The sequence below is a fragment of the Streptomyces sp. NPDC053427 genome, assembly GCF_044544985.1.
GTDB lineage: Bacteria > Actinomycetota > Actinomycetes > Streptomycetales > Streptomycetaceae > Streptomyces.
Genome location: NZ_JBITYA010000003.1, coordinates 537,849 through 562,589, shown reverse-complemented (window position 1 = coordinate 562,589; position 24,741 = coordinate 537,849). Strand labels below are relative to the sequence as shown.

The following is a 24,741-nucleotide window of genomic DNA, read 5'->3' as shown; positions in this document are numbered from 1 at the left end:
CACACGTCGCCTTCTCTCCTGGCTCCACAGGGCGCCGAGCACCTCGCCCACGATCTCGCTCCGGACCGCCTGCCGTCCACCAGCATCCAGCTTGACCGGTGCGCCGTCCTGGCTCGCGACGCGACCGGCACCCCTGTGCTGCGGATGCAACGGCGACGCGCCCCTCTGATCTCTGTGCCCGCTGGCGGGCTCCGCTTCGACGCGCTCGAACCGGTGCCCGCCGCCCAAGTAGCCGCTGTACGCATGGGAAGGAGAGCGGCGACATGTTTGGAGGACTCGACAAGGACAACTACGCCAGCCTCGGCGATGCGGTGATGGGGCCCGTACGGGCCTACACGAATCTGCGATGGACGGGGTTCTACCTCTGCCATCAGTTCGACGCAACCGGGTCCAGTTGGACCGCGCCACACAGCCACCGGGTGCCCCCGGTGTCGACCTGGCGATTCCTCCGGTCGGAGGGGTGGGGGCTGGGTCCCCTCTATCTCGGCCGCCAGTGGCTACGGACGCCCAACGCGGCGGGCCACATGGTGAGTGTGCCGAACCCCGGTTGGAGCGAGGCGAACGGCAAGACGGACGGTCAACACGCCGTCGAGCTAGCCAAAGGAGTGGAGATGGAAAACGGGGCAACGATCTACATCGATCTCGAACTCGACGGCTTCATGAACGATGCCGAAGCAAAAAGATATCTCAAGGGATGGTTTGCGGCCGTCACCCAAGCGGGGTACCGTCCGGGCGCTTACTGCTGGGACTCCAACGACGCACGCAAGATCTGCACCACCTTCAGAGACGTGGCGATCTGGTTCATCCGAATGCCGGAACAGCAGCCCACCGTCTACAACGAGTCCGACGGCATGCTCTTCCGCCTCCCTCCGGCGGCCGACTTCGTCGATCCGGAGGAAGAGCCGGGTCAAATCGGCCGGGTCGCCTGCCAATTCGCCTGGTACAACCAGGAGCGGGGATTCCCTGGAGCGAAGTTGAGGACCTCGCCGACGACGCTGCACGAGGTCAACCCCATCGACTTCGACGCGGCCCGTATGCCGGACCCATCACACCCCGAAGCCAAAACAGCCCTGTGCCTTACGGATTTCGGCTCGAACGCACCCGCTGCCTTCTTCCTCGACCCCTCGGTCGCGGCCTGGCAGTTCCTCGAGAACGGCCGTCAGTGGGGAGACTGGATGCAGGGAGGGATCGTCACCCCCGAGGCCGTCACGTTCAAGGACCTGGGCTACGGGAGGTGGTTCGACACCGCCTCGGTTGCCGCCGCGTCCCGAAAAACCTGGAACGTGGACCTGTTCGGGCTGGGGGTCGACGGAAGCCTCTGGACAACTCGCCTGCTGTCCGTTGGTGACGACCTCCCATGGAGCGAACCGCAGGTCCTCAACTCCTCGACGCCCGCACGCCACGGCTCCGCAATCGCGGCCGTCTCCCGCAGGACCGATGTTCTCGACGTGTTCTTCTTCAATACAGCACACGAGCTCACCACGACGTGGTGGGCACCCGGAGACCCCGACTGGCAGGCCCATGTCGGAGCCATCAGCCACGGTTTCAGCTTCGCTCCCGGTACGAATATCGCCGCCCTCACCTCGCCGACGGATTCCGAGCGCCTGGACCTGTTCGCAGTCGACTCGTCCAACACCGTACGGTGGGTTCAGTGGCGCACACCCGCACCGTGGGCGACGGCCTCCGTCCCTCTGGCAGAGGCCGCGGACCCTGCCGTCGGCGTACACGCCATCTGGTCCGAGGGCCAGATACATCTCCTTGTCGGGACGAGGAGCGGAAGGCTGGCGCACCTCGTGCATCCCGATGGCACACAGGGGGGTCCCTCGGACTGGTCCACTGTAGGCTTCGTGCCACGCGTTGCGGCGCAGGCCCGCCCCATGGCGGCCCGAGTGACGAGGTTCTCCGGCGCGGTGGTCGCGGTCGTCATCGACTCGCTCGGAATCCTGTCCTGGTCCGCCTACGACGGGGTGAACTGGACAGTTCCGGGTACCGACGTCCCGCCGAAGGGATACAGCACCGGTGGACGGCTGGCGGTGACGGTGACCAGTCCCGAGGCGCTCGACGTGCTCCTGCCCGATCAGAAGAACTCCTGGTACGTCCGCAGACTCGTCCCGTCCGGAGTACCGGCCGCTCCACTGACGACCGGTGAGCTCTGGGCCTGGTGATGACCGGGTCAGGGCAGCTGCCAGTCACGGGCTCGACCCTGATTGGAGAGCCTGATTTCGGGTCTGATGCACGATCGGGTGACAGGTTCGGTCACGCGGCCGGAGTGGTCATGACGGTCTCGAATTCGACGGGTGTGAGCCGGCCGAGTGCGGCTTGTCTGCGGCGCCGGTGGTAGGTCCTCTCGATCCAGGACACGATCGCGATCCGCAGTTCTTCACGGGTGGCCCAGGTCCGGCGGTCGAGGACGTTCTTCTGCAGCAGGCTGAAGAAGGACTCAAGAAGGACACCATGGCCGCGTTGTCGCCGGCCGTCCCGACTCTCCCTATAGATCCGGCCATCCGGTGGTGGTCAAGGGCTCGGACGAACTTCCGGGACCGGAACTGTGATCCGCGATCGCTGTGCACGATGCACCCATCGACGTGTTCACGGCGGGCCACGGCGTTGTCCAGGGCGGCTACGGCGAGGCGGGACTTCATCCGCGCATCGATGGAGTAGCCCACGATCCTGTTGCTGAAGACATCCTTGATCGCGCAGAGGTACAGCTTGCCTTGGCCAGTGGCGTGTTCGGTGATGTCGGCGAGCCACAGCCGGTTCGGGCCGGTCGCGGTGAAGTTGCGGCTCACGAGATCGTCGTGCACCGGCGGGCCGGCCTTCTTGCCCCGGCCACGCTTCTTCCCGAAGACACTCCACCAGCGGTTGTCCCGACAGATCCGCCATGCGGTGCGCTGGGCCATGCCGGCCCCGGCACCACGCGCTTCATCGACCAGGAACCGGTAGCCGAACTTCGGGTCGTCTCGGTGGGCGTCGAACAGCGCGTTCGCGCGATATGCCTCCGCCAGCACAGCGTCGGCAACCGGCTTGCCCAGCCAGCGGTAGTAGGGCTGTCTGGCGAGCTTGAGCACCCGGCACGTCACCGTGACGGGCACCCCGTCCACGGCCAGCTCTTTCACGAACGGGTAGATCCTTTCCCGGCAGATGCGCCTGCGACAGATAGGCCGCGGCCCGGCGCAGGACCTCGTTCTCCTGCTCCAGCAGCTTGATCCGCCGACGTGCTTCCCGCAGTTCCGCGCTCTCCTGGCTGGTCACCCCGGGCTTGATCCCGTCGTCGATATCCGCCCGGCGCATCCATTTCCACAACGTCATCGGGTGGACCCCGAAGTCGATGGCCACCTGCTCCACCGTCACACCCAGGCCACGGTTCCTCGCGACCCGCACCACGTCCTGGCGGAACTCTTCCGGATGGCTCCGCCGACCGCCGCCCGTCGGCCGGATCCGCGGACAACCTTGCCGGTCGCCGCACCAGTCGCGCCCCGGCGGTCGGAACTGCGGCCACCCGCGCCGTCGCCCCCCGTGGCTTGGCCGACTCCCGCCCGGCGGGCAGAGCCGCGCCCGCCGGTTGCCGAAGTGCCACCGGGCCGCTGCCGCCCCGGCCGCGGCCCGGTGGTCCGAGCCCCGGCCCCCCGCCCCGGTGGCAGCAGCTGTCGCCGCTCCGGACCCACCGCCGTTTCGACGTCGGCGGCCGGACCGCCTACCGGCCTCGGTGCCGATCTTCCGGTTCGGGCGGGATGCCGTCGGCGTCGCCGACTGGGGAACCTCGATGATGACGGCCACACCGGTGAGGCGCGCGAACAATCGTGGAGTTACGATAGGGGAGGCTCTCCACGCGAATTAATTCCATGCGTGGCAACTCTTCGAAGCCACCCTTGCATTTTCGTGCGCGAGCCCCCCGTTGGCTGTTCAACCGACGGCCCTTCAGGTAGCCATCCGTCGCCTTAGTCCGTTGACAGGATTCCCGTCATGGAGGCGTGGTGGAACGAATCTGGATACCAGAATACGTTGTCGGGCTCATAGGGGGTACCGACGTCTCCTTTCCACAGCTGCAAGACGTCGCCGTCCGGGAGGACACGTCGTTCCCGGAAGTCTGGCTGGCCGCCAAGGACGGAACGCTCTGGCATCGCGGGCGCGGGCCCGACCCCAGTGTCGCTGGCCAGGTGCCCAGCCCGGGCGCCATTTCTCGCATGGCGGTGGCACTTGACGACGGCGTGTGGATCGTAACGTCGCAGGGCCCGCTCTGGCGGCGCGCCGCAGATGGCAAATGGGCCAAAATACCGGTCCCGCGGGGCATTGAACCGCTAGTGGATGTCGCAGTGCACAAAGGTGCCGTTTGGGTCGTGCGTAACGACGGAGCCATGTGGAAGACGGCGGACGGCAAGACGTTCCAAGAGACGACCGTGGTCGTTGGGTTCAAGCGGCTCGCTGGCCGTAACGATGGCGATTTGTGGGGGATAAGTAACCATACGAGCGGTGTGCTCTTCCATCAAACTCCCGACGGTATCTGGCATCCAGCTGAGGGCGCCCAAGACAAGTCATGGGCTGATGTTTCGGTCAGCGTTGAAGGGGCCGTCTGGTTGGTCGCCGATGATGGAACGGTGTGGACCACGACCGACGGAATCGGGTTTTTGAAGATTCCCGGCGAGGGGTTCAGCAGTATTTCCGCTGCTCGATTTGAGTCGCCCTGGGCGGTCAAGAAAGATGGCACCCTCTGGGTGTGGGCTCCCAAGCCGCCGAACCCGCCGCCCGCGCCTCCACCTCCGCCTCCACCACCTCCACCCCCTCCGCCACCACTACCAACGGAACTGCGGCCTGAGCTGAGCGTGTCAACGAGTGGTTCCGGGCAGAGCAGCGTCTTCCACGTAACGGGCTCAGGTTTTTTCGCGAAGGCAGAGGTCACAGTCCGCGGAGCGCGGATTGGAGCCGACGGGGTCTTCAACTTCTTCTGGAGCGCTAAGGCGTCCCCTCAAGGGTCGATAGCCGTTGACCTCCCAATTCCGTGTCTTTCCGGCGTCAAGATCAGTTTCTCGGCCAACGACGGTCGCCCGGATCCGAACGATCACACCAACCGTTACTGGAGCAACACCGTCGCTGCCCTCTGTCCCTGAATCTGGTGCCTGTCAGCGCCGCCTGAAGCGGGCGGGAAGGGCCGAGCGGCCATTGGGGGCCAGGCCGTGCGCGCTCGCCTGGTCCCCCGCGTCAGCGTAGAGCTTTCGGGCTCAGCCCGGGATCAAGCCGTCATCGCTGAGCATGTCGCGAACTTCATCAAGGGAGGCATCAGGTGCAGGAAGGATCAGCTCGCTCGGTTCCGCGGCATCATCCGGCATGGGCGTGCCCAGTTCTCGCACCTTGTCAAGGAGCGCATACAGAGTCCGCCTGAATCCCGACTCGTCTCCGGCTTCCATCTCCTCGAGCAGCTCGTCGTCCAGCTTGTTGAGCTCGGCGAAGTGGGAGTCAGCCAGCTTGACCTGGCCCTCACCCATAATGCGTACGATCACGCGATCTCCCGTCAGGAACAGCTCCTGGCCAGGCGCCAGAAGCGGCGCCTTCGAGCGCCGGCGGCGCCTTTTAGTATCCAAGCAGATACTCACAGTGTGCGGACGCGGCACAGTCGCATCGCCGATGACGGGCCACTCAGGTCGGCAGGAAAGGGCCGCGTCTCAGCACGGCCCGATCACGGCGCCCTACTGCCGGATCGCCCCGGACCGAAGGCGTTCGTGTTCGGCGAGGCGCCCCTCGCCGCGAGGTGCGCGAGGAAGTCCTCCACGTCATCGACGGGCAAGCCGTCGCCCCCACCACGGCGTACGCGACCGGACCCTCCTCGGACAACCGCAGCCTCTGTATGCCAACGACACACCACATCTCGGGACGACACAGACAGGCGAACAGAACTCGCCTATATAGCACCGAAAGGCCCGCCTATGAAAGCGAGTTGGACATCAAAGACACCCACAAGACTGATGGACATAGTCGAAGACACCGGTGAACTGCTGCCTGACGGACAGGTCATCGACCCTGTGATGCGCCGTGCGCAGGGGGCAGCGGTCTGATGACCACGACCGTAGCGAAGGTCATCCTCGCGCCCAGGGAGCGTCAGGTCCTCGATGGTGTATCGCCTAATCCCGCGCGTACGGGCTCACCGAGCGCCGCTGACCGTCGCCTCCTCGCCCCTACTGGTGGCGGGGCCCTCGCGGCCTTCCAGGGCCGTTCTCCCCGTCCTCCGGCGCATCGTCCCTGACTGGCCGTCGGTAGTGGGCCAGGGTCCTGCGGAGGGCCGCTTCCCGCTCCTGTGGCGTCTGCTACCTGCGTCTGCGCCGCCTCAGGTGCCGGTTCATCAGGCCCCGCAGACGCAGCAGGAGAACGTACCGCGAGGGGTGGGCCCGCAGGTGGCTGAGGTCGTCGGGGGTGATCTGCGCGTCTTGAAGAATGCGGCTGGTGGCGATGCGGTCGACTTCGGGGCTGATCACGCTGTTGAGGAGGTCGGCGCCTGCGAGCTTGTTCCAGGCGATCTCTTCGTTCTCGGTGCGGTTCAGCTCGCCTTCCGGGACGTCCTCGCGTAGCGGCTTGATCAAGGGAGTGCACCCCGTAGTGCATTTGCCGGCGCAGGCTTCACGGTGCATCTGCTTCAGCCACGCACGCACGCGGGGTGCGGGTGCGGAGAGGTGGCCGCTCAGCCGGGTCTCCAGGGCCTGCACGGTCTGTCCGACGTAGCGGATACGGTCCGGCTCGCGGGGGTCGTAGAGGCCGTAGACAGTTCCGGTGCGCGCGATGTTGACTTCGGTGAAGTCGACGGCGTCCAGGTCTACGGACACCACGCGCGGGTCGGGTTCAGGGGTGGGCAGCAGTGCGGCGATGTCGGCGGGGTCCACAAAGCGGGGGGTGGTGTCAGGGTCGGCTTCCACGGCGGGACTGTAGTGCCGTCCAGTGACACCCGGCACGGCAGCGGCCCCGCACCGGAGTGCGGGGCCGTGGGTGCGCCGGAGCGCGGGCTATGTCGTGGCGCAGTCCGCGCACCAGGCGCCGCGGCCCTGGCGCCTCACATCGCGCTCAGCGTTCAGAGTCGGGACGACGGTGTGCGTGGCGTGGTGGGGGCAGGTGATCGCGTACACGGTCGCGGCTCCCTCGCCCTTGCGGATCATGGCGTGCGGATCACGGGCCGCGGCGTGGTCGTAGACCATCTCCCAGCCGGGCAGCCACGGGCACGGTCCGAGAGGGACGATGCGGCGTACGCCGTCGCTCTCGATGCGGGTTTCTCGGGGCATCAGGGCCTTTCAGTTCTTGGCTGCGTACAGGGTCAGCCCCTGGTTCGGGCCGTCGATGCAGTACGTACCGGGGTCCTGGCTCTGGCGGCTGACGGTCCAGTTGGAGGAGACGCCGATGAACAGGCGCCCGTCCGCTGGTTTCGACTGGTAGGGGATGCCGTTGGAGTTGAGTTTGCTCTCGGCTACGGCGAGGTTTTCGCCGACCAGGTCGGGGATGTGGATCTCGGTTTGGTTGCCGGCGCATCCCACCACGTCGCCTACGTCGTGTCCGCTGCTCTCGGCGGCCTAGATGAGGAAGAGCAGGACAGCGAGGGCGCCTACGGCGGCGAGGAGTCGTCTCACGGGGGGTCTCCGGTGGGCGCATGGGGGTAGCCCCTCGCCGGTCGGGTCCGGCGAGGGGCTGGGTGGGCGATGCCCGGCCGCGGGGGGTGCAGTGGGGCTACCGGCAGGTAACTCTATGGGTCTGGGGGCCGGTTGAAAGGGGCGCGGCCGACATCCCGTTGGTATCTCTGAAGGCACCGGCGGCCCCGTCGGATGTTCCGACGTTGGCGGCGTCGGTCAGGGTTTGCGGTGCCGTCCGGTTCCCGGAGCCATCGGTGACCGTGCGGGCGGCGCCTCGTCTTCCTCCGCGGGCTCGGGTACCGGGTTGAGGAAGCGGCAGGCGGCGGCGTAGTTGTCCACCGTGACCACGGGAATCCACTGGTAGCCGTCCCATTCCACGATCAGGCGCGGGGCGTCCGGGGCGACGTGCGCGGCCTGCTGCGGGCCGGGGCCGAGCTGGACGGCCTTACGTGTTCCGGGAGTGCGCAGGCGCTTCGCGCGGCGGGCGGCCCACCGGTCCAGGGGTTCGTCATCCACGGTGCGCCGCCCATCGGCGTGCGGCCATCAGCATGTCGAGCGTCCACGGCTCCGGGTCGCCGTCCGTGATCTGCTCCCACACGCTCACAGTCGCCGCGGCGAAGGCGTTCACGCCCTCCGCCGGGGCGGTACGCCAGGCGGGGACGCGGGCGGCCCACTGGTCGGCCTGAGCGGGCGTGTGGCCGCTCTTGACGAGCCAGACCACCCACAGGGCCGGGTCGATCCAGGGGGCGCCCCGTGAGGCCCAAGCCCAGTCCACCAGCACGGCCCGGCCGCCGGTGATCAGAACGTTGGTCGGGAACCAGTCGGTGTGAAGCAGCGTGTTGCCGGCGAAGAGTTCCGGGGTGTCCGTGTGGTCCTTCATCCGGTCGGGCATGTCCCGCAGCGCGATGTCCGGGGCCTGGACGGCAGACAAGCGGGTCATGGTGTCGGCGACGAGCGGAATATGCGGGGAGCCGGGCGCGTAGTCGGCGTGCCGCCCCTGGATGTCCTCGAACGCGATCAGGTCCCACCCGGCGTCTTCGGCGCGCCACAGGAGAGCCGGGGCCAGGTCGCGCACGTGCGGGTTGATGTCTGCCTCGCGCTTTTGCGTCCATACCCGGCGGTGATCCTGGCGCAGGCCCTTGATGAACACCGTTCCGGTGCTGGTGTGGACGCGAGCGGCGATCTCGCTGTTCAGTCCACCGGATACCGGCTCCGCTTTGAGGACGGGCCCCGTGCGGGCCTCGATGACGGCCAGGACATCGGCAGGGATCTCGCGGAATCGTTCGGTCGGCAGGGCTCCAGACTCCCAGACGGGCCGGGGGCCCTGGTGCTCGTTCACGCCGGGCCCCCGGTTCGGGTGGTGTCTACCGGTAGGGGTTGTCGTCGTTGCAGCCCGGCACGGTCCCGGCCTGCGCGGTGAACGCGTCGATGTCCTCGATCACAGCCACCTCGTCCGGGTCCTCTGCGGTCTGGGGCGGGGTGAGTTCGACCATGACAGCGGTCATTGTGCTACCTCCTGATCTCCGTGTTGGCAGTAGTTGCGTAGTGGTGCCTTCGCCTCCTGGAAGACCTTCGCCATCGGACGGCAGACTCGGCAGGTGCCGGAGATCTGACAGCCGGAGCATCCTCCGGTGCGAAGCATGAGGCCGTCGGCGATACCGCCGAGGCGCGCCAGGCCCTCAACCCCTTCTGCGATCAGATCGATATGGGGGTCACGGCCGACCTCGCAGATCGATGCGCGGCCGTGTGGGTCGGCGTGGAAGAACGTGTGCCCGGCCGGGCAGCCGTTGTACGGGGCCCGCTGCGTCAGGTGCTCCGGGGACTGCGAGGTGGTGGCTTTACCCAGGCCCTCGGTGAACCGGTCGAATGCGCCGCGCCGACGGGTGAGTCCGTCGTAGGTGTCGGCGGTCGCGCCGTAGACGCTGAGCGACATTTTCGACGGCGGGTTCTCGATCAGCAGGCTCAGGATCTTGTCGTTCTTGAGTCGGGATCCGTTGGACAGGATTTCCACCTGCATGCCCAGCTCGTTCGCGAGCCGGTAGGCGTCAGGGAAATCGGGGTCGATCAGCGGCTCACCGCCGGTGATCTGGAGCCACAGAACGCCTGCATCCCGCATGACGTGCAGCAGCCGCGATTTACCGGCCCAGTCCAGGCCCTCGAACCGCTTCTTTCCTAGGTAGCAGTGTTCGCAGTCGAAGTCACATCCGAGATTGATTTCCCAGGTGGCGCGGCTGAACTCGTAAGGTCCCGGCGCGCGCAGGAGGACGGTTCCGGCTGCGGGGCGGCCGGTCATGTCAATGCCCCATGTGCGACGGACGGCGTCGGCCAGCCATGCGGGGATCTCCTCGGCATCGGCTACTGCCTGCTGTAGGTGTGTAGGTGGGTGAACCGGTTCCGGCCGAGTTTCACCGCCTTCGTGCTGCCTGGCCGCAGGATCAAATGATCGCCTTGGAAGGGCGCGGCAATCAGATCGTGCATGTGGTGCCTCCCCTCAACTTCGTTGGGTGGGAAGTGCGTTGATCGTGCCCCGGCGCCCCCTCGGGGGAAAGGGCGCCGGTCTCCCTGGGGGGAAGAGGACCGGCCGCCCGCCCGGGGTGACGAGACCGGGCGGGCGGGAGTGCCGCCGGGGTGGCGTCCAATCCCCTCCGGCGGCTGTTTGGTGGGGCACCGCCGGATGATCAGCGGCGGCGCCCCGGACCCACAGCGGCCGGTCAGGTACCGGTGTGGGCCTACCGGCTCCCCTCGGGGGTGGGACGCCGGAGCTTTGTGCCGTCCCGCCCCGTGGCGGGGTGTGGGAGTGGTCGCCACGGGGCGGGACGGAGTTGGTAGCCGGTGGCGGCGCGGGGATCACGGTGGCACCGCGCAGCCACCAGCGGTTCAGCGGGTGGTGGGCGGCGGCACCTGGTGCGCCCCACCATGACCATGTGCCGGCGGATCGTCCGGCTGCTCGATCGCGGCGGGCGCACTGTGGGCGTCCACGGCGCCGCTGACGATCGCGACAGGCGGCGCGGCACCGACGAGCGCGAGGACAGCGAGGGGGCGCCACAGCGGTGCCTGGATCGACTCGCGCGGCCGGGCATGCGCGCCGCTCAACGGGTCGCTCCCCCGCCCGTGCTCGCCATCGCGGGCGCATACGAGTACCGCATCCGGCAGTCGTGCCGGCGCAGGTAGTCGACCTCCTGGTACCGCACCTCATGATCCGGAGACAGGACGTCCGGCCACCGCGCGATGACGATGTCCACCTCGCCGCCCTCGACCATGCGACGAACGCGCAGCCACCCAACGCGCAGTTGTGGCACCGGCGGGCCGTCCTTGCCGCACGGATCACTGACCGTCGCGACGAGGTGGTAGCCATGCTGGGCGACGAGGGCCAGGCCCTCCCGCTCGGCCTTGGCCCGCAGCTCGGCCAGACTCCAGCCGGGGGACCGTACGGCGCAGACGTACAGCACGGCCCGGACCGGCCCGGCCGGGGGGCGAAGGGCCGCGGCGCTCATTGGGCCGCCTCGATCTCGTCGGGGTGCGTGGTCCACTCGATCCCCGAGGCGTCCACCGGCCGCAGATGCGCCGTACGCGACACCTCACGCTGCGTCTGCCGGTCACGCTCTATGACCACGTGCCCGAGGATGCCGGTGCGTCCCTCGGCGTCGGTGACACGGAGGCCGGTCAGCCGGTGTTCGGCGATCTCGATCCGGATGCCGGGCAGGGGGGAGGTGGTCACCGGATCACCGCCGGTACGCCGTACATGCCCGCACAGCAGTCGCAGGCCCGCAGGTCTCCGACCGGGTATCGGGGGGATGCCGTCCCCGCGCACCAGCAGCAGGAGCGGCCCGCGTGCTGCCGGTCAGTCAGCCGGTCCACGTTGATCACCGGCGCGTCATGGGGGGTGGTGCGCGTCGTCATGGGTCTGCCTAGCGCTGTCGGTGTCGGTGCCCCGGCCGTGCCCCACGGGGGAACGAGGCGCGGCCGGGGCCGGGTGTCGTCACGCTCTGGTGATCTGCGAATTACGGAGCGCCGAGCGACGAGGCACAGACTCCGCCCGGTATGGGTGTCATCGCCATGCCGCAGCGGGTGTCATCGGGCGCTCTTTCAGGTGAGCGGGGTAGCGCGCGGGTAGCGTCAACGTGTCATGTGCGCTGGGGGTGTTGCGCAGTCGAGGGGTTCGCGGTTCCCCTTCCAGTGAGGGAAGTACCGGCGTGCTCGCGCCGGCAGACCACGGCAGACCAGGGAGCGACATGAGTAAGACAGCTCGGACGCTGCTCAAGGTCTTAGTTGATCAACGTCGTTGGCGATACAGGGACTTCGAGCGTGAGTTCCGTCGCACCGCTGCCCGGGTGCTCGATGAGGGCGCCCGGAATCTGACCGTGTCCGAGGCACAGTTCCGCCGCTGGACAGCCGGGAAGATCGAGACCCTTCCGGGCCCGGAGGCGTGCGCCGTGCTGGAGCACATGTTCGGGGTCGACGCAGCAGCGCTCTTTGATCCGCCTCCCTCTGTGGCACCCGAACCCGCGTTCAACCTGGAAGACGAAATTGCGATGACTGCACGTGACACCCAGAGCGAGGCCGCCGAGGCTGCCGCCGCTTCCATCTCGGACACCTCCCTTGACCAACTACGAGACGACGTGGCCACGCTGGCGCGCACCTACAGCACGAAAGCCCCGTTCGACGTCTTCAAACGCGCCCGGGAACTCCGCGAGGAGGCCGAGAATGCCCGCGGCCGGACGCAGGTCCCCGCGCAAGCGCAAGAGCTGTTGATCATGGCGGGGCAGGCGTGCGCGCTGCTGGCCACGGCTGCATTTGATCTCGGGTCGCTGGACGGCGCTAAGCGCCTGTGCCGGTCGGCAGCCCTGTACGGGGAGACGGCCAGGTTCGATCCGCTGCGCGCCTTCGCCGGCGGAACGCTCGCGTACATCGCCTACTTCACGAACCAGCCGACGGAGGCTGCACGGCTGGCACGGCAGGCGCAGACGTTCACGGGCCTGGGGGATGTGGCGCGGCGCAGGCTGGCGGCGATCGAGGCCCGCGCGTTCGGCTACCTCGGGGACTCTGTCTCTGCTCAGCGGGCGTTGGACGCCTCGCAGGCCGAAGGCCAGCGGGTGACGGACGAACTTCACGACGGTGTGGCAGGTGAGTTCGGGTTCACGGTCGAGCGGCTGGCGATGTCGAACAGCTCGACGTGTCTCCTGCTCGGTGACGGGGGCCAGGCGGAGGCTGCCGCCGTGCGTGCGCTGGAGCTGGCCGCCGAGCGACCGGCGGCGCTCCGTTCGGCAAGGGTGGTCGGCGGGGCGGCTGCGGATCTGGCAGCCGCCCGTCTGCTGCGTGGTGACCTGGACGGTGCATCCGATGCCCTCGAACGCGTGTGGGCGGTCCCCCGAGACCAGCGCGCTACCGGGCTGCTGACCCGCACGGCCCGGGTGCGGCGTGCCCTGACCGGCGAGCCATTCCGGGGCGCCCAGCTCGCCGGGGAAATCGGCGAGCGTATCGAGGACTTCACCCGCATGTCCGCCCAGCATCAGCTAGGAACCGGATCCGGCCCGCTCGCCGCCCTGGAAGGCTGATCCTGCCGGTCAGTCATTCGCCCCCGAGAGACGCAATGATCTTGCCCTCTTTCTCGGGGGCGATGCCGTGCTCATCCCAGCGCGGATGTGCGACGGGTCGGCCGTCGGCCCGAAGCCACGCCCAGGTGTCGGCGATCGTCTCGCCAAGGGGGCGACAGCGCAGACCTGCGGCCACGGCCCGGGAGGAGTCGACAGCCCACACCCCGGCGTGCGTACGCCACAACGGGAGTTCTGTCCACTGCTTGACGCCGTGGCTGGCGAGGTCTTCCGGGGACATCCATACCGGCCGCCCGGCGCCGCCGGTCACCGTGACGCAGGCGGTGACGAACTCGGCGAAGGTCAGACCCTCGGGGTGGGCAACGTTGAAGGATGCGCCGGCGCCGGTGTCGGCGGCGTGGTCCAGGGCGAAGGCGGCAACATCGCGCACGTCGACCGGCTGAATCCGCCGGTCGGCCGGGGACGGCGCGAGGATCCGGCCGCCGCGCGCGGCCCGGGTGAGCCACCAGGGCAGACGGCCGACGTATTCGCCTGGACCGAGGATCACTCCGGGCCGCAAGAACACGGCTCGGTTGCCGAGCGCTTCGGCTACGGCCCGCTCGCCGCCCGCCTTCTGAAACCCGTATTTCGTGGGTGAGCCGTCCTCGCCGGTGTAGCCGAACGTGTCATCGGCGTCCGGCGGGCAGTCGAGCAGCGGAGACGTCTCGGTGAGCGTGTGGTGGGGCCAGTCGGCGTACACGGACACGGTGGAGATGTGAACCCACCGGCCGACCTGACCGGCCAGGGCTCGCGCGGCCAGGAGGACGTCACGGGGCGGCAGTTCCCCGCTGGACGTGTCCACCACGGCATCCCACGGGCCAGCGGCCGCGAGTTGCGCGAGGTCCGCGGCGTCCGTCCGGTCACCGTGGATGGCCTCCACTCCGGGGGCATCGGGACCGGAGCGGCCCCGGTTGAACGTCGTCACCTCCCAGCCGCGCCGACGCGCGCCGGTGACGATCTCCTTACCGAGGAACCAGGTTCCGCCGATCACCAGAAGTCGCATGTGACAGATCTTGCCGTCCGGAGCGGTGATCACGAAAGACGGTTCCGGCCGAGGCCGCCACCACGCACCCAAGAGCCGAACGTGACGCTCATGGTGAACCCGGCGGCCGGAGACGCGAAGGTCCACGCGCTCTACGAGACGTGGGGATACGAGAACATCGGCCACAGTCAGCCGTCAGCCGCCTCGCCGCGCCTCACGGTGATGATCCGCCCCACCCGCTGACCAGATCCCGGTAGAACGGGGTGGCAGCGCTCCGCAAGGAGGGCTGAGGATCGCAACCGGATGTACGCCTACATCGGAAGGTACGTCTGGCCCCGACGGCCGGTGAACGCTTAGGCCCGCTCTCCCCCGTGGGGGCGGGCCGTTGGCGCCTGCGGGCGGACCTCGGCACTATGGGCCAGGATCGCCGTGTGGCCAACCTGGATGCCGAAATCGGCGACCTGTGCAGCATGTGACGGAGGGATTGGCATGTCGCAGACCGAAGGCACGTCCCCAGAATCCACGTACGAGCGATCACGTTCGGGGCATCGTTCGGTCAGGCGGAGTCGTCCTCTTCGGGTCCAACGTGGCGAAGGACTGTCTCATGCTCGCCAGCGGCGACGAGCCCGTCGATGACCTTGACCATCGACGCCACACCCGCGTCGCGGACGATGAGGCCGTCCCAGCACCACCAGTAGTCGCCCTCTGGTTCGCCTGCCTGCCGCTGGCGGTCCATGATTCGGTGCACCTCATCGAGAGTGAACACGGTTCCGGACCAGCGATCGCCGTCATCGCGGATGACCCACATGTCCACATTGCAGACCTCGTCGAGGTCCTCTCCCGCACCGGGCACGAAGCAGATCTCGTACCCGTCACGCCTGACTCGATAAAAGGGGCCGTCCCACATGCTCACTCCGTAGCGCTCTGTCGCACGCCGCCTTCATGAACCAAGCCAGGCGGCCGACCAGTACACCACGCTCCGCCTGAAGGGCGTAGCACACATGGAAGGTTAAAAGACAAGCTCAGCTTGTGCTTTAGGGTCTGAGCCCCTCATTGCAACAGGGCAGCCGTGAACAACTCGCGGTGGGCCGCTAGCCACTGCTGGATGCGGTCCCAACGCTGCCAACCACCGTGCTCGGACAGCGCCTGGGTGTAGACGGGGTCGCCGTCGGCCACGCGCTCGGCGACGAAGGCCCGGCAGGATGCGGTGGCCTGTTCGATAACGCCGGGCAGTTCAGCGCGCTCCTGCAGGGAAAGACCATAGCCGTCGGCGAGGATCCGCAGTCGTGTCGGGGCGTCCAGCCCCGCGGGATAGAGAACTGCCGCGGACGTGGGATCGAGCATGGGCACCCAGTAGCGGGCGGTCATGGCAACGTCCCATACTGCTCGGCCGGGGGCCGCCAGGTCGAAATCGATCAGTGCTGTGGCACGGCCGTCGCGGAAGACGACGTTTTCCGGGCACACATCGTTGTGGCACAGCATCGTTCCTCCCGCCGGGTCGGCCAGGGATCGGGGCCAATCGACGCATGCGTCAACCGCGATGGCCGCGCTGGCGTCGTGCAGGCGCCTCAACAGGCTTCCCACCGATCTCAATGCGGTCTCGGTCATCACCCAGCGCGGAAACGGCGGTAGGGCGACGTCGCCGGGGATGAAGGTCAGCTGCTCGCGGCCGTCTACGGTGAGACGGACCGGTGTCGGAGCCGCGTCGAATCCGTGCTCGCTGAGCGCGAGCAGATGGGCGTGGAGGGCGCGCGCGGTGCGCGGCGCCGGGCGTTCCACCAGGGCACCGTGGCGGAAGACCGCGCCCGTGTTCACCATGCCGCCAACCAGGGCTTCGCCCTCTGCCGTCTCGCCCTCAGCCGTCATGTCGATCACGCTACCGTCAGGTCGGTCGTGTGTGGCACGGTCCCGAAATGCGCTTCGGCCGCGGTCCTGCGCCGAGGCGAGAAGCCCTGCCAGGTCCTTGTTCCGGTAGCGCCGGAACGTCTTGCGGTCCAACTGCAGACGGCGGCCGATGGCGCTAAGCGACAAGCCGGTGGCGGCGAACTGGCTGGCGCTCGTGCACGTCGCCGCCCGGCTGCGCGCGGTGCTCGGGTGACCGGCCTGGCGCCGGCGCTGGGAGCGGATCGGCGGCTGGATGGTCATCGCCCTCGGGGTTGGGGTGGCCGTCACCGAGTATCGCCCGCTAGGACCGCGTCGCCTTGGCGCACTCGTCCCCAGAGGACTCGCCCCGCCCGACCGGCGCGCTGCGGTCGTACGGATCGACCTCCGTGCCGGCCTCGTCTACCTGGCGGTCCGTGCCGAAGGGCGGGGTGAAGTAGCCCGTGGGGGCGCCACAGCCGCCGTTGGTCATGTCGTACTTGTACGAGACGATCGAGAACGTGCCTGGCTCGGTGATCACCTTGTCAGGGTCGTCCCAGCTCAGGACCAGCTCGCGCCGGACGATCGTGCGCACGACTTCGTCCTCGCCGCCCGCCTCCGCGCGGGTGACCGGGTAGACGAAGGTGACGTCAGCAGTCACCACAAGCGCGCCGCGCTTGCCCTCCCGGTAGCTGAGCCGGCCCCGGGTCTTCACGACGTCGCCGACCAGGTGGGCGCGGGAGGGCTGGAAGCGGCTGAAGAGGAGGAGCGGGTCGTTCTTCTCGCTCGGGGTGTGGAAAGCGGTTTTCAGAAGGTCTTGGACGTCCTTCTGGTGCGGGTTGATCAGTGCAATCGCCTTCTCGGGGCGCTCGCCCCGCAGCACCCCGCGGTCCAAGCCGGACGCGACGAGGAAGTCCCGGCTGCGGGCGAGGGCCCGCTCGACCTCGGCCTCGCTCATCCAGCCGACCGCCCCGGCCTTCGGCACGGTGATCCCCGCCGCTCCGCTCGCCCAGCGCGCCGCCGGCGAACCACGGAACGGCTCGTCCATGGTGGCGCGTTGAGCCGCCTCCGCCGGGGGTGCCTGGGCCGGGCGGGCGGTCTCGGCCGCCAGCGGCGGGGAGTCAGCACCGGCGAACAGGTCCACTACCCGCCCCGGCGCGAGCGCCACCACCAGCAGCACCAGCAAGGCCAGCAGCCCGACCACGTACCAGCCCGTGCGCCGCTTGGGCCGCGCGGGCGTGTAGCTGCGCCACCCCTCCAGGCCACGGCCGGGCTCCGCGCGCAGCCGCCTTGCCACGTCGCGGGCCCGCGCCGACGGCTCCTTGGGCGCGTCGGCGGCACCCGCCACCGACTCGCGCAGAAACCGCTCCCACTCCTCGTCGGACCTGGACGAACCGTCCGGCGCCGTACCCGCACCCATCCCCAACCCCCTGGCAATCAGTAGACCGCGGCCCACTCCCCTGGGACGCGTCCGCATCATCACACAGAGCGCTGACAGCGAGGCCGGCCGGGCGGACGGTGTGGGCGCGCCCCCCTTCTCAACTGGCCAACTGAAGGGTTCTGACCGCCCTCGGCCACACCGGTGGATACCACGTTGCGAACCGCTACATGACGGCCATCCGGGAGGGCATCGCGGTCCCCGCCAAAATCAAAACGATCAAGCGGCAAATGTACGGGCGAGCCTTATTCGCACTGCTCAGAGCCCGCGTTTTCCTTCAGTCGTAGGCATCACGGAAGAGCGGTCAGAACCCCCGACTTGGCCCGTACGGCCAACTCGTGCGCTCAACTCGCGAAGCGCTGGCCAGGGAGTTCTGTGGTGGGGCTGAAATCCCATCGGGGCTTGGTGGTGCGCTCGACCGCCGTGGCGCATGCCGATAGTGCGGTCTGCTTTCCCTGACCCACGTGGGATTCTGCATGCCCGCCGAGTAGCAGCGGTTCCTGCGCCAGTGCCCGGTCTTCGCGCGGATGCTGGTCGAGGACGGGATTCTGCTGCGCAAGTACTGGTTCTCGGTGAGCGACGAGGTGCAGGAGCAGCGGTTCCGGCGCCGGCCAGAGGACCCGACGCGCCGCTGGAAGCTGAGCGGCGGCCTGGGCATCGAGAGGGACCGGGTAGTTGCCCGTTGGAAACAATCAGCCTGCCGGGAGTGGCGGTGGTGCCGGGGGTCTGCGCGGTCGAAGCTGGGGCCGCGTATGCGGCTTCCTCGTTCCGCCTGTCAACTCGCACTATGTGGTCAGGTAGGTGGCCAGGCTGATAGCCAGACCGGCGAAGCCGGTGACCAGGCCGATGGCGGCCTGCTTCATTCCGGCGCCGTCCAGGCGGCGGGCGTTGGCCAATCCGGTGGCCGCAAGGGCAACGGCCGGGACTGCGAGACTGCCGGTGATCTGACGGACGGCCGGGAGGATGCCGGCTGCGACGGCGATGATGCCATAGACGAGGGCAAGCGTCGCCAAGCCGTTCAGGGGCGGACGCGTGGGCAGGGGCTGTACCGCGCCCCGTTCGTCGTACGTGGAGGCGGGGGTGGGAGTGGCCATGGGGGAAGTCCTTTCGTCCCGGTCGCCCTCCACGTTAGGAACGTCAGCGATATAGTTCAAAGACGAAATTTCACACAACCCCATAGAGTTTTCCTATGTCGATGACCACCCTCAGACAGCTCGAATATCTCCTCGCCGTTGTCGACCACGGCTCCGTCACCGAAGCCGCCGCACACCTGCGTATCAGCCAGCCCACCCTCTCGCAGCAGCTCAAAGCCCTGGAGCGTGGCGTGGGCACCCTTCTCCTTGAACGCACCCCGCGCGGCGTCCATCTCACCCCGGCCGGCCGCGCCTTCCTGCCGGGTGCTCGCCATGCCCTGGCCGGTGCACAACGTGCCACCGGCGCCGCCCGCGCCGTCGCCGGCATGACCCATGGCGAGCTGCACCTCGCCTCCGTGCTGTCGGTGACGCTCGGCGTGCTCCCTTCCATCCTGGCTTTCTGGCACCAGCACCACCGGCTCGTCGATGTCGTCCTGCACGAGTACGCGGACCTCGACGACTTTGCCGCTTCCATGGCCGACGCCACGGCCGACGTCGCGATCGGCCCTCTGCCAGAAGGCTGGACCGGGCCGCACCACCCACTGGGGGCGGAGGAGATCGTCGCGATCGTGCCACCCGGCGACGCGCTGCACAGCCGCCGGACGGTGCGCCTGACCGAGCTGGCCGCGCGCCGCTGGGTCCTGTATGACGCCGCACACGGCCTGGCCGCGACCGTCGAACGCCTCTGCTCTCAGGCCGGGTTCACTCCCAGCGCCGCGATCCGCTCCCGCCAGACCGCCGCGATTCCCCGGCTTGTGGCCGCAGGCCTGGGTGTCGCCGTGGTGCCAGCGAACATCCTCACCCCGGACTTCCCCGGCACCGTCTTGCGCCTCACGCCGCGCCAACGCCGATCGCTGGCCGTCTTCGCCCGCCCCACCCCGCACCCCCTCGTCAGCGAGTTCCTCTCCCTCGCCCGCGACAGTGCCCGCCTTCTCCCGGACCACCTCCTCGACCTGCTGGGCACCCAGGCACGAACATCGGCACCGGACCGCGCGTCCGGCCGTTGATCGGCCCTGGTAGGCCCACATACTCAACGCCGGCGTCGTCCGAGTTGACGCGCAGCTCGGCCGCAGCTCATGGCGTGGATCTCCTCGACGGTCCGCTCGCTGTCCCGGCGACCACAGCGGCCTGGCGAAGCCTTCCGTCTCCGCGGGGAGGCCCCGAAGCCGCGCGGCCGCCACCGCGGCTCGTCTCCCTCCCACACTCAACTTGCGATGAACGCCCTTCACCTGGGTCTTCACGGTGTTGGGGGAGACATGGCGCCGGGCGGTGATCTCTTCGAGGGGGAGGTCACTGGTTAACAGCCGCAGTACCTCCAACTCGCTGACGGTCAACCGCTGGCGGTATGCGTCCGACTGCGACGGCACGGCCTAGATGTGCCGTCAGCTGGAAGCGGACCGGCCGTCCCAGCCGTGCACCACTGCACTGGAACCGTCGGAGAGGAAGCACCATGCGTATCCGTCACATCACCACGCTGGGCGCCACAGCCACAGCCACCGCCCTCGTGCTCGGGTCAGCTCTGCCCGCCCTGGCCGAGGTCCCCCAGCCGGCTCCCGCCGCCCACCACCTCCAGGCCACCACCGGCGATGCCGCGGAGACCAGCGCGAGCCGCCGTACGCCGCTCCCCTGCTGCTCGCGCACACGGGGGAAGCGGGCCGGCTGGGCCGCAAGTTGGGGTCGGGGTTCTACTCGTACTAGGGAGTGCGGCGACGTCTCAAGTCGCGCTGTTTCATTGGCAACGGGAAAGGCGGGCCCAGTGGAGTTTCTTGCGCAGTGTCACGGACGCCATCAGCACCCGACCACCACACGCCCCCGGCCTCCAGATCCCGGGAGCGTGCAGCGTTCGGGCGCTGGTGCAGTGCGTCAGGTCCAGGTTCCGGTCCCCAGCGCCCGACTGTCCGGAAGAAACCGGCTGCGCAACTCCACGCGCCGGACCTTCCAGGTGCCGGTGCGCGGGAAGTCATCCCACATGATGTGGATCGGGTCGGCCAGCACAGGCAGTCCAGCGGCCGCGGAACGCCACTCGTCAGGGCCAATCGGCAGCTCATCGTGGGTGCTGTAGACGGGGACCGGAGCCCCGCCGGCCACCGGCAGGACGATGACCTCGGAGAGCCTCGTGAGCCGGTCCAGGAGGACGTCTTCGAGTTCAACGGCGCTCCCGGAGGGGATGCGGTCGATTTCGCGGTCGACGAAGCGCAGGGCGCCGATCCGGTTGAGGGTTCCCAGGTCTCCGGTGTTCCACCAGTCGCCGTCGCGTTTGAGAGTGTGCCGGTCGTGTTCGCCGATGTAGGTCAGGCAGCGGCCGGGCTGTTTGATCTCGATGAGGCCGACTTTGCCGCGGCCGACCTTGCGGCGGGTGGCCGGGTCCACGATGCGGATGCGGCCGAATCCGGGGACGGTCCATCCGAACATCTGGGTGGGGGGCGGCCGGTGGCCACGCCGACGCACGTTGCGGCGCAGGTAGGGCCGAATGAGGATGGTGCCGTTTTCGCTCTGGCTCCACGCCTGAAGCCAGATGGGCATCCGGCTGTCGCTGGCATCGAGGAACGTGCGGATGGTGCGCGTGTGGATCGCGTCGAAAGAGTTGACGTACTCGCGTACCGAGGCGAACGGCCGGTCCGGGTCACGGGCCAGCTCCTCCCAGTACAGATAGATGTTGGGCAGCGCCTCCACCAGCGTGGGACGGTGCTTGAGCAGCAGACCTTTCATTTTGGTCAGGTTCTTCGGCTCGGACAGCATCAGCATCCGCTGGGTGACGGTCGCCATGGACAACATCTGGTGCGTCTGGCGCTCGTGCCAGTAGGGCTCGCAGTACGCCCACACGTCGCTGGGGCGCACACCGACCACGGGCCACCGTTCGGACTCGATGACGGCGGCGCCCAGTTCGGAGATCGCGGAGTGCACGACCAGTTTGGGGATGCCGGTGGTCCCCGAAGTGTGTGTGGCGATCATGGGTTCGTCCGGGCGCCGCAGCCGCGGCGCCGCCACCGGCGCGCCTCGCAGAGAGTTGAGATCGACCACGTCCCGCCTGCCCGGCTGCGCAGTGGTGCACACCGTACGCGCGGTCAGCTCCTTGACTGCCTCCGCGTCCAGGCCCCCGGACCGCAGATGGGCGCCGTCGGTGATGACATACGGCTTCTCCAGCCGGGACAGCAGCACCCGGACGATGTCGGGGCCGTAGGCGCCGGACAGCAACGCAGGAACCGCGCCGATCCGGGCTGCGGCGGCGGCCAGAACCGCGATGTCGAAGTGGTTGGCCTTCATGACCGCCACCCGGTCCCAGGGACGCACGCCCAGGGCGTGCAGCCAGCCCGTGGCCTCGTCGACCAGCTCCGCCCATTGCGCGTAGGTACGGGTGAGCGGGGCGCCGGGGTCGATGTCGGCAGCCCGGTCGGTGATGAGCAACTGGTTCGAGCGGCGTTCGGCCGCCACGTGCAGCGCGTCGCCGATCTGGCCCGTGACCGGGCCCCGGGAGAACGGCGTAATGCGACGGCGGTGCTTCGTGGGCGCGAATTCAGTCAGGCAACGGGGTCGGGACATGGTTCTGCCTCCCTGCGGACTCTGACACGGGTCGGATCAGCTCAGCGGATCCAGGATTTCCCGGATCCGCAGGTGGGGGCGGTTGTTGTCAGGTGATCCGAGCGCGTGCGTGACGATCAAGCCACCGTCACCGCCGGCGTGGACCGAAGTGAGGATGCGGCAGGTGTCGAAGACGTACAGGGGACGCCGGAAGCCGGCTCGCACGCTACGCACGGGCACGCTCACGAGGTGACGCGCCGCACGGTCCGGATCCTCGGCGGTGGCGAACAGCCGCTCGCGGGCATGCGTGGCCAGCTCCACCATCTCAATGAACGACCACTGGTCGGCCACCTCGCAGGCGCTCCGGCACAAAAGGGTGTCCCACTGCTGACGCAGCAGCTCGCCCCCGTTGGGCGCTGCATGATCCTGCGCCAGGGCCCGAGCGCGCATCGGCTGGATCTCGGCCTCCTCGAACCGGCCCATCAGCACCGCGGGCAGGCTCCCCGGAGCGGCACCAAGGCTGTCGTCCTCCGCGAGGAGCACGACCCGCAGGTCCAGGCGCCCGTGCACAACCCGGCGCTCGGCGGCGAGGATGTCCAGGAGCACCGCGAGGCGCTGCCCGTCCTCGCCGACGTGGATGCGGGTGCGGGCACTCAGCCAGTCGGCATCGGTGAATACCAGGTCGGGATGGTCGAAGTCCAGGTGGATGCCCTGGACGACGACGGCCGTGTGATGCTCGGCGACCAGCGCCCTGAACGGGGCGATGTGGGCGCCCATCCACCGGGCGAAGCCTTCGGCCAGCAGCGTCAGGACCGCGCGGGGACGGAGCTGATGGGGGCCGAACATCGTCGTCACGCCGGGCACCGTGAAGGTCTCGCAGCGGGCCACGGTCAACCGCCTGCGATGGCGGTGAGGAAAGCGACGTGGTCCGCCTCGCCGAGCGGCGTCGCCAAGTCGGGCTCGGTGACCAGCTCGTCATTGACGACCAGCCGGTGTACCGGCGCCAGCCTCCCGTCGGCATCCCACAACACCGGCCGCAGCTCGGGATAGTCATCGTGCAGGTGGCGCAGCACGTCGCCCAGGGTCTCGGCGTCAATGTCCACCGTGCGTTCGTAGTTGACGAAGCGGAGCAGGGATCCGCTGAACTTCACCTTCACGACCGCTCTTCCTTCCGCATGGTGCCGGGGAGGGGACGGGCCGCCACGAGCGCCCCGATATTGATCTCCAGAAGGTCCTGAGTTCCGGCAGCGCACAGCAGGCCGGTGCAGTCACGCAGGAAAGCGCCGTAGAAGTAGTCGCCGTAGTAGCCGTGTCCGCCCAGGACCCGCATGGCCTGGTTGACGACGAACAGGGCCTTTTCGGTGGCGAAGTGCTTGGTCGCGGAGATCTGCACATCGAACACCGGGTCCGTCATGCCCCGGTCGACGTCGGCCAGCGTCTGGTGCAGCAGCGCCCGCGTGGCCTGAACGGCGATGTGCATGCGGCCCACGGTGGCCTGCACGTTCGGGAACTCGATCAACGTCTGTCCCTGGCGCCGGGCACAGCGCAGACGGGACAGCGCACGGTCGGCGACCGCCCGCATCATGCCTGTCACCAGACACGCCAGATACAGGCGGCGGCTGTTGAGGTAGCGCTGCGCGTGCTGGGTTCCGTCGATGTCGACGAGCCGGTCCTTGGGGAGGCGCACGTCGGCGAGGGTCATCGAGCCCATGGCGCTGGAGGAGAATCCGATGCCGCCGGCGGGGCTGACCTGCACGCCGGGATCGTCGTGTTCGACGACGAATGCCGCGATGCGGTCGGTGTCCTCCATCCGCGCGTAGCACAGCAGCACATCGGAGGTCAGTCCGCCGGTCATGTAGTCCTTGCGGCCGGAGAGCTGGAACCCACCGGGAGTGCGGCGGGCGACGGTGTGCAGGGCGAACGGGTCGGCGTCCTCGGAGAAGGCGAGCGTGGCGGTGCGCTTGCCGGTGATGATCGGCACAACGTAGCGGTCGATCAGCTCGGGCCGTCCGGAGGACACCAGGATGTCGGCGACGCCGGTTCCCATGCTGAGCAGGATGGGGAAAGCCGCATCCGGGCACTGGTAGGCAATCTCTTCCAGCACGGTGCCCCACGTGCGCGCATCGACGCCTTCCCCGCCGATTTCCTCGGGGAAGTGGAGGGACTGGATTCCTTGTTCACCGGCGTTGGTGAGGTGGCGGCGGGGCAGCGGGATGCCGTCGCGGTAGCGTTCGACGGCTTCGGCGCCCACTTCGGTGAGCAGGGCGCCCCATCGGCGGTGGACCATCTCGGCGACATGTTCGGAGAAGTGCATTCGCTTACGCTCTCGATCAGGGGCATTGTGGTGAGCACCCCCGTGGTTCCCTGGCCCCAGTAAGGCACCTGACTGCGTAGTAGGTAAGGGCGCAGAGGGGGCAGCAGCCCTTCACGCAGCGCAGGTGTTTGCGCCCCGCGTGAGGAAACGTCTTTCCCGTGAGGGTGATTGCGCATTCATTGCGCATTCATTGCGCAATCACTGCGGATTCCATGGGGCTTTCGGAGGCTCCGGAGCGGCGAAAGGAAGCTCTTCGCGGAACATGCTGCTCACCATGCCCGGATTCCACAGGCCCGCTCCGCC

25 protein-coding genes and 4 pseudogenes are annotated in these 24,741 nt (G+C 68.5%); 6 read left to right on the top strand and 23 right to left on the bottom strand.

Annotation, left to right across the window (positions count from 1 at the left end):
• The first annotated feature begins 263 nt into the window (after nucleotides 1–263).
• Nucleotides 264–2,165, top strand: a complete 1,902-nt coding sequence (locus tag ACIGWZ_RS10605; RefSeq protein WP_400062873.1) for a glycoside hydrolase domain-containing protein — start codon at nucleotides 264–266, stop codon at nucleotides 2,163–2,165.
• A gap of 91 nt (nucleotides 2,166–2,256) precedes the next feature.
• On the opposite strand, the pseudogene ACIGWZ_RS10600 reads toward ACIGWZ_RS10605, so the two are convergent.
• Nucleotides 2,257–3,438, bottom strand: a pseudogene (locus ACIGWZ_RS10600) (IS3 family transposase).
• A 536-nt stretch (nucleotides 3,439–3,974) separates the two neighbouring features.
• Here ACIGWZ_RS10600 and ACIGWZ_RS10595 point away from each other — a divergent pair.
• Nucleotides 3,975–5,105, top strand: a complete 1,131-nt coding sequence (locus tag ACIGWZ_RS10595; RefSeq protein WP_400062871.1) for a WD40/YVTN/BNR-like repeat-containing protein — start codon at nucleotides 3,975–3,977, stop codon at nucleotides 5,103–5,105.
• A gap of 111 nt (nucleotides 5,106–5,216) precedes the next feature.
• Here ACIGWZ_RS10595 and ACIGWZ_RS10590 read toward each other — a convergent pair whose 3' ends face one another.
• From ACIGWZ_RS10590 to ACIGWZ_RS10535, 12 genes are all read right to left on the bottom strand, one after another.
• A complete protein-coding gene (locus ACIGWZ_RS10590; RefSeq protein ID WP_400062869.1) occupies nucleotides 5,217–5,495 on the bottom strand; it encodes a hypothetical protein in 279 nt (92 codons plus the stop codon).
• Between the two features lie 801 nt (nucleotides 5,496–6,296).
• A complete protein-coding gene (locus ACIGWZ_RS10585) occupies nucleotides 6,297–6,899 on the bottom strand; it encodes a hypothetical protein (RefSeq protein WP_400062867.1) in 603 nt (200 codons plus the stop codon).
• Between the two features lie 87 nt (nucleotides 6,900–6,986).
• Complete coding sequence (locus ACIGWZ_RS10580; RefSeq protein ID WP_400062865.1) at nucleotides 6,987–7,259, bottom strand: hypothetical protein; 273 nt, start codon at nucleotides 7,257–7,259, stop codon at nucleotides 6,987–6,989.
• A gap of 9 nt (nucleotides 7,260–7,268) precedes the next feature.
• The gene (locus tag ACIGWZ_RS10575) at nucleotides 7,269–7,511 is read right to left on the bottom strand and encodes a PASTA domain-containing protein (RefSeq protein WP_400062863.1); all 243 of its coding nucleotides are present in this window, start codon (nucleotides 7,509–7,511) and stop codon (nucleotides 7,269–7,271) included.
• A gap of 306 nt (nucleotides 7,512–7,817) precedes the next feature.
• The gene (locus ACIGWZ_RS10570) at nucleotides 7,818–8,117 is read right to left on the bottom strand and encodes a DUF6087 family protein (RefSeq protein WP_400062861.1); all 300 of its coding nucleotides are present in this window, start codon (nucleotides 8,115–8,117) and stop codon (nucleotides 7,818–7,820) included.
• Nucleotides 8,110–8,940 (bottom strand): aminoglycoside phosphotransferase, encoded by an 831-nt coding sequence (locus ACIGWZ_RS10565; RefSeq protein ID WP_400062860.1) that lies wholly within the window; start codon nucleotides 8,938–8,940, stop codon nucleotides 8,110–8,112. The genes ACIGWZ_RS10570 and ACIGWZ_RS10565 overlap by 8 nt, the downstream gene beginning before the upstream one ends.
• A 25-nt stretch (nucleotides 8,941–8,965) precedes the next feature.
• Nucleotides 8,966–9,106 carry a hypothetical protein gene (locus tag ACIGWZ_RS10560; protein ID WP_400062858.1) on the bottom strand — a complete coding sequence of 47 codons (141 nt, stop codon included), beginning with the start codon at nucleotides 9,104–9,106 and terminating at the stop codon, nucleotides 8,966–8,968.
• On the bottom strand, nucleotides 9,103–9,894 hold the full coding sequence (locus ACIGWZ_RS10555; RefSeq protein WP_400062856.1) for a radical SAM protein: 792 nt from the start codon (nucleotides 9,892–9,894) through the stop codon (nucleotides 9,103–9,105). Before ACIGWZ_RS10555 ends, ACIGWZ_RS10560 begins: the two co-directional genes overlap by 4 nt.
• A gap of 584 nt (nucleotides 9,895–10,478) precedes the next feature.
• Entirely contained in the window at nucleotides 10,479–10,694 is a 216-nt protein-coding gene (locus ACIGWZ_RS10550) for a hypothetical protein (protein ID WP_400062854.1), read from the bottom strand.
• Complete coding sequence (locus tag ACIGWZ_RS10545; protein WP_400062852.1) at nucleotides 10,691–11,095, bottom strand: hypothetical protein; 405 nt, start codon at nucleotides 11,093–11,095, stop codon at nucleotides 10,691–10,693. Before ACIGWZ_RS10545 ends, ACIGWZ_RS10550 begins: the two co-directional genes overlap by 4 nt.
• Nucleotides 11,092–11,319 (bottom strand): hypothetical protein, encoded by a 228-nt coding sequence (locus ACIGWZ_RS10540; protein WP_400062850.1) that lies wholly within the window; start codon nucleotides 11,317–11,319, stop codon nucleotides 11,092–11,094. Before ACIGWZ_RS10540 ends, ACIGWZ_RS10545 begins: the two co-directional genes overlap by 4 nt.
• On the bottom strand, nucleotides 11,316–11,501 hold the full coding sequence (locus ACIGWZ_RS10535) for a hypothetical protein (RefSeq protein ID WP_400062849.1): 186 nt from the start codon (nucleotides 11,499–11,501) through the stop codon (nucleotides 11,316–11,318). Before ACIGWZ_RS10535 ends, ACIGWZ_RS10540 begins: the two co-directional genes overlap by 4 nt.
• A gap of 332 nt (nucleotides 11,502–11,833) precedes the next feature.
• Here ACIGWZ_RS10535 and ACIGWZ_RS10530 point away from each other — a divergent pair, with 332 nt between their 5' ends.
• A complete protein-coding gene (locus ACIGWZ_RS10530) occupies nucleotides 11,834–13,156 on the top strand; it encodes a DNA-binding protein (RefSeq protein ID WP_400062847.1) in 1,323 nt (440 codons plus the stop codon).
• 13 nt (nucleotides 13,157–13,169) lie between these two features.
• On the opposite strand, the gene ACIGWZ_RS10525 is transcribed toward ACIGWZ_RS10530, so the two are convergent.
• On the bottom strand, nucleotides 13,170–14,195 hold the full coding sequence (locus ACIGWZ_RS10525) for an NAD-dependent epimerase/dehydratase family protein (RefSeq protein ID WP_400062845.1): 1,026 nt from the start codon (nucleotides 14,193–14,195) through the stop codon (nucleotides 13,170–13,172).
• A gap of 72 nt (nucleotides 14,196–14,267) precedes the next feature.
• On the opposite strand from ACIGWZ_RS10525, the pseudogene ACIGWZ_RS10520 reads away from it, so the two are divergent.
• Nucleotides 14,268–14,417, top strand: a pseudogene (locus tag ACIGWZ_RS10520) (GNAT family N-acetyltransferase); the annotation flags it as partial.
• 313 nt (nucleotides 14,418–14,730) lie between these two features.
• On the opposite strand, the gene ACIGWZ_RS10515 reads toward ACIGWZ_RS10520, so the two are convergent.
• From ACIGWZ_RS10515 to ACIGWZ_RS10505, 3 genes are all read right to left on the bottom strand, one after another.
• A complete protein-coding gene (locus ACIGWZ_RS10515; RefSeq protein ID WP_400062843.1) occupies nucleotides 14,731–15,081 on the bottom strand; it encodes a hypothetical protein in 351 nt (116 codons plus the stop codon).
• Nucleotides 15,082–15,224: 143 nt separating this feature from the next.
• Nucleotides 15,225–16,040: a phosphotransferase enzyme family protein gene (locus ACIGWZ_RS10510; protein WP_400063278.1), complete on the bottom strand. Its 816-nt coding sequence runs from the start codon at nucleotides 16,038–16,040 to the stop codon at nucleotides 15,225–15,227.
• Nucleotides 16,041–16,359: 319 nt separating this feature from the next.
• Nucleotides 16,360–17,454, bottom strand: coding sequence for a hypothetical protein (locus ACIGWZ_RS10505; RefSeq protein ID WP_400062841.1), 1,095 nt, complete (start codon nucleotides 17,452–17,454; stop codon nucleotides 16,360–16,362).
• Between the two features lie 482 nt (nucleotides 17,455–17,936).
• On the opposite strand from ACIGWZ_RS10505, the pseudogene ACIGWZ_RS10500 reads away from it, so the two are divergent.
• A pseudogene (locus ACIGWZ_RS10500) lies at nucleotides 17,937–18,116 on the top strand (polyphosphate kinase 2); the annotation flags it as partial.
• 141 nt (nucleotides 18,117–18,257) lie between these two features.
• On the opposite strand, the gene ACIGWZ_RS10495 reads toward ACIGWZ_RS10500, so the two are convergent.
• Nucleotides 18,258–18,566: a hypothetical protein gene (locus ACIGWZ_RS10495; protein WP_400063298.1), complete on the bottom strand. Its 309-nt coding sequence runs from the start codon at nucleotides 18,564–18,566 to the stop codon at nucleotides 18,258–18,260.
• Between the two features lie 101 nt (nucleotides 18,567–18,667).
• On the opposite strand from ACIGWZ_RS10495, the gene ACIGWZ_RS10490 reads away from it, so the two are divergent.
• Nucleotides 18,668–19,612, top strand: a complete 945-nt coding sequence (locus ACIGWZ_RS10490) for a LysR family transcriptional regulator (protein ID WP_400062839.1) — start codon at nucleotides 18,668–18,670, stop codon at nucleotides 19,610–19,612.
• Nucleotides 19,613–19,792: 180 nt separating this feature from the next.
• Here the strand turns inward: ACIGWZ_RS10490 and ACIGWZ_RS10485 are convergent.
• The 5 genes and pseudogenes from ACIGWZ_RS10485 to ACIGWZ_RS10465 all read right to left on the bottom strand — a co-directional run.
• Nucleotides 19,793–19,972: pseudogene (locus ACIGWZ_RS10485) on the bottom strand (LuxR C-terminal-related transcriptional regulator); the annotation flags it as partial.
• A 496-nt stretch (nucleotides 19,973–20,468) separates the two neighbouring features.
• Nucleotides 20,469–22,145: an AMP-binding protein gene (locus ACIGWZ_RS10480; protein WP_400062837.1), complete on the bottom strand. Its 1,677-nt coding sequence runs from the start codon at nucleotides 22,143–22,145 to the stop codon at nucleotides 20,469–20,471.
• A 36-nt stretch (nucleotides 22,146–22,181) separates the two neighbouring features.
• On the bottom strand, nucleotides 22,182–22,979 hold the full coding sequence (locus ACIGWZ_RS10475; protein WP_400062835.1) for a hypothetical protein: 798 nt from the start codon (nucleotides 22,977–22,979) through the stop codon (nucleotides 22,182–22,184).
• Nucleotides 22,980–23,014: 35 nt separating this feature from the next.
• Entirely contained in the window at nucleotides 23,015–23,281 is a 267-nt protein-coding gene (locus ACIGWZ_RS10470) for a MoaD/ThiS family protein (protein ID WP_400062833.1), read from the bottom strand.
• The gene (locus tag ACIGWZ_RS10465) at nucleotides 23,278–24,438 is read right to left on the bottom strand and encodes an acyl-CoA dehydrogenase family protein (protein WP_400062832.1); all 1,161 of its coding nucleotides are present in this window, start codon (nucleotides 24,436–24,438) and stop codon (nucleotides 23,278–23,280) included. The genes ACIGWZ_RS10470 and ACIGWZ_RS10465 overlap by 4 nt, the downstream gene beginning before the upstream one ends.
• Between the last annotated feature and the right edge of the window lie 303 nt (nucleotides 24,439–24,741).